Source organism: Terrisporobacter sp., from assembly GCF_017888745.1.
GTDB lineage: Bacteria > Bacillota > Clostridia > Peptostreptococcales > Peptostreptococcaceae > Terrisporobacter.
The window spans coordinates 1-7262 of the sequence record NZ_JAGHFM010000285.1; the positions used below are offsets into that span (position 1 = coordinate 1).

General features: G+C 25.2%; 7 protein-coding genes. 6 read left to right on the forward strand and 1 reads right to left on the reverse strand.

The window, feature by feature from the left end; genetic code table 11:
- From J7G74_RS12760 to J7G74_RS12775, 4 genes are all read left to right on the forward strand, one after another.
- Nucleotides 1-1131, forward strand: a 1131-nt coding sequence (locus J7G74_RS12760; protein ID WP_297136021.1) for a peptide MFS transporter, incomplete at its 5' end; no start/stop codon positions are given.
- 320 nt (nucleotides 1132-1451) lie between these two features.
- Nucleotides 1452-2822 (forward strand): hypothetical protein, encoded by a 1371-nt coding sequence (locus tag J7G74_RS12765; RefSeq protein ID WP_297136024.1) that lies wholly within the window; start codon nucleotides 1452-1454, stop codon nucleotides 2820-2822.
- A gap of 14 nt (nucleotides 2823-2836) precedes the next feature.
- Nucleotides 2837-3580, forward strand: a complete 744-nt coding sequence (locus J7G74_RS12770) for a zinc ribbon domain-containing protein (RefSeq protein ID WP_297136025.1) — start codon at nucleotides 2837-2839, stop codon at nucleotides 3578-3580.
- A 199-nt stretch (nucleotides 3581-3779) separates the two neighbouring features.
- Nucleotides 3780-4649 (forward strand): alpha/beta hydrolase, encoded by an 870-nt coding sequence (locus tag J7G74_RS12775; RefSeq protein WP_297136027.1) that lies wholly within the window; start codon nucleotides 3780-3782, stop codon nucleotides 4647-4649.
- Nucleotides 4650-4681: 32 nt separating this feature from the next.
- Here J7G74_RS12775 and J7G74_RS12780 read toward each other — a convergent pair whose 3' ends face one another.
- Entirely contained in the window at nucleotides 4682-6253 is a 1572-nt protein-coding gene (locus J7G74_RS12780; protein WP_297136030.1) for an oligosaccharide flippase family protein, read from the reverse strand.
- 322 nt (nucleotides 6254-6575) lie between these two features.
- Between J7G74_RS12780 and J7G74_RS12785 the strand changes: the two genes are divergently transcribed.
- Both J7G74_RS12785 and J7G74_RS12790 read left to right on the forward strand, forming a co-directional pair.
- Nucleotides 6576-7067, forward strand: a complete 492-nt coding sequence (locus J7G74_RS12785; protein WP_297136031.1) for a sigma-70 family RNA polymerase sigma factor — start codon at nucleotides 6576-6578, stop codon at nucleotides 7065-7067.
- A 1-nt stretch (nucleotide 7068) separates the two neighbouring features.
- Nucleotides 7069-7262, forward strand: a 194-nt coding sequence (locus J7G74_RS12790; protein WP_297136033.1) for a hypothetical protein, incomplete at its 3' end; no start/stop codon positions are given.

Consider the following 7262-nt stretch of genomic DNA (forward strand, 5'->3'; position numbering starts at 1 on the left):
AGTCCTAGACTTTGTGTATCTTTAGGAACATTTATAATGGCAATTGGATATGCTTGTGGATGGCAATCAGCTGTTCAAGCATCACCAGCTCTTTTGTGGGCTATGATAATTCTTGTTTCTATAGGTACAGGATTATTCAAAGGTAATGTATCTGGTATAAATGGTAGATTATTCGATAATAAAGAACAGCTTGACTCAGCTTTCTCGGTTCAATATTCTTTTGTTAATATAGGATCATTTATAGGAACTACTTTTGTATCATTTATAGCATATGGAGCAGGATTTGGAGAAACATTCTTAGTATGTGCTATATTATTATTCCTTGATACTTTATGGTTAATATTTGGTGGTAAGGCTACTTTTGGTGATATAGGTAAGAAACCATTTAAATATGAAATAACTAATGAAGCAAAAGTTGAAGAAAAAGAAGTAGTAGCTAAAGATGATCCACTGACTAAAAAAGAAAAGCATAGAATTGCAGCAATTATTCTTATTACTATATTCTCGACGATATTCTGGATTGTTTGGTACTTAACTTACATGCCAGTATTATACCACTGGGGACCAGACTTTGATTATGCTAACAAAGCTAATTGGGTTATAGGTGGATTTACTGTTCCTTCTTCTTGGTTTGATTCATTAAATGCACTTTGCTGTATATTACTTGGACCTGTTTTAGCAGCATTTTGGTCAAAACTTGCTAAGTCTAAAAGAGGAGATTTAAGTATGTTTAAGAAGACTGCTTTAGGTATGATATTGCTTGGAGCTGCTTTTGGAGTAATGGTATTAGCTGAAATAATAAGAGGAGATAATCAAGCAAGCTTATTATGGATAATAGCAGTAGGTGTATTAATGTCAGTTGGTGAAATGGTATTCTCACCACTTGGAAATTCATTTATATCTAAATTCTCGCCAGCTAAAGTACTTGGTTTAATGATGGGTGTTTGGCCATTTGCTATATTTATAGCAGGTAAAGCATATGGATATTTATATGAATTCTTAGGAAATTATTCATTTGCACCAGCATATGGAATAGTTGGAGGTATAGTTCTAGTTTGTGGTATAGCGCTTTGGTCATTAGATAAGAAATTTAATGCTCTTGTAGAAGATGAAAATGAACAAACAGCTTAATAATATCTTAAGCTTAAAATAAATAGAAAAGACTATAGTTAGATTTATTTAATAAAAATCTAACTATAGTCTTTTTTTATTTTAAGATAGTTACTATGACAAGTTTTGTAATAAACTACATTTATAAAATTGAAAAATATAATTAAAAAAGTTTAAAATATGCAATGAGAGTATGTTGAAAATAATGAAGAGAAAAAAGAATATGTTAGATTAAATTATAATTAATTTTTGGATTAAGGAAAAGTTAAGAAAACTTTGGTATAATTCTTTTAGATAATTAGGAAAAATAGTTATATAAAGATTGGAGGAAGAAAATTAAAATGAATACAGAAGAAAATTCAAATAAAGTTGCTAAAAAATATGATAATTATTCAAAATTTGATGGCACTATGTATTTTAAAAATAAAACAAATAATTTAACTATGAGAATGATAAAAAGTAATCATTGTCCTAAATGTAAAAATAAAATAGAAGGATGTAGACTTTATTGTGAGAAGTGTGGACATAGCCTAGAAGGTATTACAAAGAGTAATTTAAATTTTATAGATAGTGAAGGAGAGAAAACTAAATTTAAGGATATATTAACTACTTTTAATATTAAAAAAGCATTTATGACCTCATTTATTGCAATTTTAATATTATTTATAATTTCAACTATATTAAAAATTACTTTGATAGGTAGTAATAACCAAATATCTCAGCTTATTAATCCTATTCATATATTACTTTTAAGCAACTTAGGTAATATTGATATTTATATATCATCATTTATGAATAGTAGCTCGTCAAATTTAAGTTTAGGATTTTTAATATTATTGATTTTACCTGTTATTTCTTTGGTAATATCATATAGATTTTTTATGAAAAATGAAAATACATCATTGCCTAAACATATAAAAAACTCAATTGGAGTTGGTATAACTTATGGCATAATTCTTGGTATACTTGCAAAAGTTTCACAAGAAGGATTAAATTTATCAGATGGATTTAATTCCTATGTATATAGAATGTATTACGGATTTAGTATGTTAAGTGTATTATTCAAAGGATTTACTATAGGATTTATGTCTGTATTATTTTTAGGATTAAAAAAAGAATATGAAAAAGATAATAAATTTATAAGCATATTAAAGTTAGCTTTTAAAACTATAATAATAGGATATATTATAACTTTTGTGATTCTTATTATTATGTACCTAATTAATATAGATTACATCTATGAATTAGGACTAAGCTCATATAAAAGTCAAATTAATATTGGTGTTATACTAAGTCAGCTAGCTATGTATTTATGGTCATTTTCAAACTTAATACCTATAAATATAGGAGAAATAAGTATATCATCTTTATCTCTATTTAATTCTACTATGTCTTTAGATTTAATATTAATGCTTGGATCAATACTTGCTTTATCAGCATTAGTATTTATAATAGTAGGATGTAAGTTAGCTTTAAAATACAAGAAAGAAGAAGGAATAAAACCAGTGGTAATATTTAGTACTTTTTACTCAGTTATTATGGGAATAATTGCAATATTTACATCTATAGATATAGGAAATAATGCAGCTTCTATAATTGGTTCTATAAGTACTGTACAAATGGGATTCAACTTTATTTTAACTATTGTTATATCCTTTATATATACTCTATTAACTACTTTAATTGGTTTTAAGTTAAATATATTTAATTAATTTGGAGGATGAGAATGAAAGATATGAAATTATCAAATATACAAAAAGAATCTGAGAGATTAAGAATAAAAAAAGAAATAAATGACTGTGAAGATAGAAAAGCACAAGTTTTACTTCAGATGGGGATTAAGACTTTTGATAAAATTAGAAAAAATGAATTAATTGATTCAGATTATGATGAATTATGTGAAGAAATTAAACATATAGATATAGATATTTATACTAATTATATGAAACTTAGAAGTTTAGAAAAAGAAAATAAAAAAACTAAATGCGAATGTGGATATGTAGCTTTTAAAAATGAAAAGTTTTGCCCTCAATGTGGAAATAATTTAGTCCAAGAGGAAGAGGAAATATTTATGGTCTGTGGTAATTGCAATGAAAAAACTGAGATAGATTCAAATTATTGTGCATGCTGTGGAAGCAAAATAAGTCGAGAAAATAGTCATGAAAACAATGAAGTATATATTGAAGAATATGATTTTGAAAATAATATAATAGAAGATGAAGTAATAATAGATTGTGTTTCAGAAAAACATAATGAGAATCAAGTTATAGAAGACGGTGAAAATATACTTAAAGATGTGGATAATATAAATGAAAATAGTTATGAAGTACAAAGTAATACTGAAGAATTCACAATTGTAGAAAATAATAATGAATTTGAAAATGAAGAGAAATATATTGAAAAAGAAGGTAGAGAATTCTTAAAATATCGCGAACAAGTTGAAGAAAAAAATAATAGAATAGAAGAATAGATATAAAATAAGGGATATAGAATAATTATTAAATTTTCTATATCCCTTTAAATCGTTTTATTAAAAAATAAAAAACAATTTTGATATAACTTATTTACAAGCAAATATAATTTGTAAGAAAATTGATAGATTTAATTAGGTGAAATGATTAGATTTATATGTTAAAATATAATGGTAGTTAAAAATTTGGAGGGATAATATGAAAAAAAGGAAAGCAAAGTCAAGTAGTCAGGATAAGTATGACACTTTTAGTATTACAATGGAATTAGAAAGACCTTTGCTTTACAATAATGAAGACAATGCAGAAAAAAATAAGCAAGAAAATGAAGTTAATAAAGCAAAGAAAATGAAAAAAAGATTTATAATACTTTTAACTGTATTAGCATTATTTGTAGTAGGTTTTTTCATATGGTTAAGTAATGGTTATACTTTAGAAAAAGAAGCACAGAGATATTTAGAAAGTAATTCTAAAGTGCAAGTAACTGTTGATGGAAATTATACATACTTTACTCCAAGTAATATGAATTCAACAAAAGGATTTATTTTTTATCCAGGAGAGAAAGTTGATGCTTCATCTTATGCTAAATTATGTAATATGATTGCAAGTTATGGTTATAAGGTTGTAGCTGTAGATATGCCATTTAATTATGCAACTTTTGGTGAAGATAGAGCTACAAAGGTCATAGAAGATAATCCAGATATAAAAAGCTGGGTTATTGGTGGGGATTCACTTGGTGGAACAATTGCATGTAAGTATGCTATAAAAAATAAAAATGTAGAAGGTATAGTATTAATTTCATCATATCCAACAGATAACTTAAATCAACTAGGGTTTGATGTATTATCAATATCAGGTAGTAAAGATAGTATAGTAAATTACGAGGAGCTAATTAATTCTAAAGAAAGATTACCACAAGATACAAAATATGTTGAAATAGAAGGAGCAAACCATTCTCAATTTGCTAATTATGGATTGTATGATGGAGATGAAGAAGCTTTAATTAACAGTGATGAACAAATGAATATTACTGTAAATAACATTGTAGATTTTTTAAATAATATAGAATAAAAAGCTTGCACATTTAGAGTGCAAGCTCTTTTTTACATATTTTTGTATAATCCGATTGCTTCCCATTCTCCTTTTTTGACATCTGTTTTGAATGCATCAATAAACCACTGTATATCTTTTTTTCTTATAGCTTTAAATAAAAGTAGCATTATAAAGTAAATGATTAAATCTAGAATTATGTTTATAAAGATGGAATTATTAATATGTAAACAATAAAGAATTATTTTAGTAGCATAGCTAGACAAAGCAATAGAAATAGTAGGTTTTAAAATCCAATCAAAAATATCAAAGTGCAAATTAGTAACTCTTAGAATTTTAAATATGCCAAGTGATGTATTAAAAGTTGTGCTTATAAATAGAACTAGTACAAAACCTTTAATTCCGTACCTTGGAATTAGTATTGAAATTGCAGTAATTCTGACAAACATATCTATTATATTGTATTTTAAAGTAGTAACTTGTAAATCTAGTGCATTTAAACTACCATCAACTACTCTATCTAAATACATAAAAGGAATTAATGGAGCTAAAATTCTAAGTAAATAACCTACTTCTTGACTATTATATAAAGTATTTCCTAATTCATCTGCAAAAATAATAAATATTCCTGTTGAAAATATTGCTATTAACAAGGTGAATTTCATTACTTTTGAAATTATGTAGTTGACCATATTTCTTCTATTTAATGCATTAGCCTCAGCAATCTCTGGTATTATTAATGTGGAAAAAGATGCTAAAAATATAGATGGAAAAACTAATAAAGGCATAACCATTCCTTTTACCATACCAAAGATTGATAAAGACATAGAACTTGAAGATCCATATAGCCTAAGTGATTTTGGTATAAGAATATCTTCTACAGTTTTTAATGAAGTTTGAATATAAGCACTAAATGCCATAGGAATAGCTATTCTAATTATTTTAAAAAAGGAAAACTTATTATCCTTAAATTTATGATTTATTGAATAACCTTTCTTATCAAATATGTATAATATGTAAGAGTAAAATGTAGCACAAATATTACCTATAGACATACCCACTGCTATTAAAGCGCATGTATAATCTAATCTTTCTGTTGAAAAAGAAGATACACATATTGAAACAATAATTATCATTATTAAAGTTTCTAATACATCGGCGCTTATACTTTTAACCACTTTTCTGCAACCATAAAAATAACCATTTAAACAACAAGATATACCTACAAAAGGTAGAGAATAAGATAATATTTTAAGAGGTATTATAGCCCTTTCATCCTGAATCCATGAGTTACTTATAAAAGGAGTAAAATTATACAGCAACATGCCTGTTGCAATACTACAAATTAAGGTATAGATTAATCCCTTCAATACAATGTTTTTAATCTTATGTTTATTTCCTTTTCCAAGTTCTTCTGCTACTAACCTAGTCATAGTGACTCTAATACCCGAAATAGCTAAGGTTTGACAAACAATATTAATACTCATTATAAGCTGATATAGCCCCATTCCTTCAGCACCAATCTTATTTGATAAATAAACTCTAAAAGTCATATTTATAAAACCTAAAACCATAGTAGAGGTGGTTAGCAATATAATATTAATTATTAAATTTTTTCTCTTCATATTTAACTCCTCGAATATACAAAATATATTTTTAATTACTATTATTTATATGCAATTTAGTTTATAAAAAGTATTAACAAAAAGAAGATTATTTTTACGAGAACCATTTAAACTTAAATAATAATCTTTAGAAAATATTAATTGGGACCATGTATAGGAATAAGTTTAATGAAATAGGAATGGAGTAAAATATACTTATAGATAAAATGAAAAATTGGGCATATTGAAGAAAGATGAAAAAAAGTGTAAAATTATAAAGAAGAAATATTGTAAATTGCTGACATTAAGATTTATTTAAGAGTTCATTTGAGAGGAGATTTGTATGGGGGAAATTGCATTTGAAAAAGCTACTAAAGGTAATAAAAAAGCCCTAAGAGAGCTTATAAAAATGAACAGCAAATTTATTTATAAACTAGCTTATATTCATACAAAGTATGAAGATGATGCAACAATAATTATGAAAAATACTATACTATATATTTATGATAATATACATAAAATGTCTAAGGTAAATAACTTAAAAAATTATATTATGAGGATAACTATTAAACATATTAATGAATACATAGAAGAGTTTGGTATAGTTGATTTTGAGGAAAGTAATTCCGATTTTATTAATAATAGTAAGATAGATTTATATAAATCTATAGATATATTAGAAGTTCATTTGAAAAATGTCGTAGTTCTTAGGTATTTCTATAATTTATCATATAAAGAAATTTCAGAAATACTAAGTATAAATGAAAGTACAGTAAAGATGTATCTTAGGAAATCTTTAAAAATTCTTAAAGAAGAATTAAAGGAGGATTTATAAGATGAATAAAAATAGAAAAAAGAATAGTATATTAGAGAAATTAGACTTGGATTATATAGATATAGAAAAAAATATAGATATAGATATAGAAAATGACATAAAAGATTTTCATATAGAAAATGATGTTTTAAATAAAATTGAATTACCTAAAAATTTTGATAGAATAGTTAACAAATCTTTAAAAATAAGAAAAAA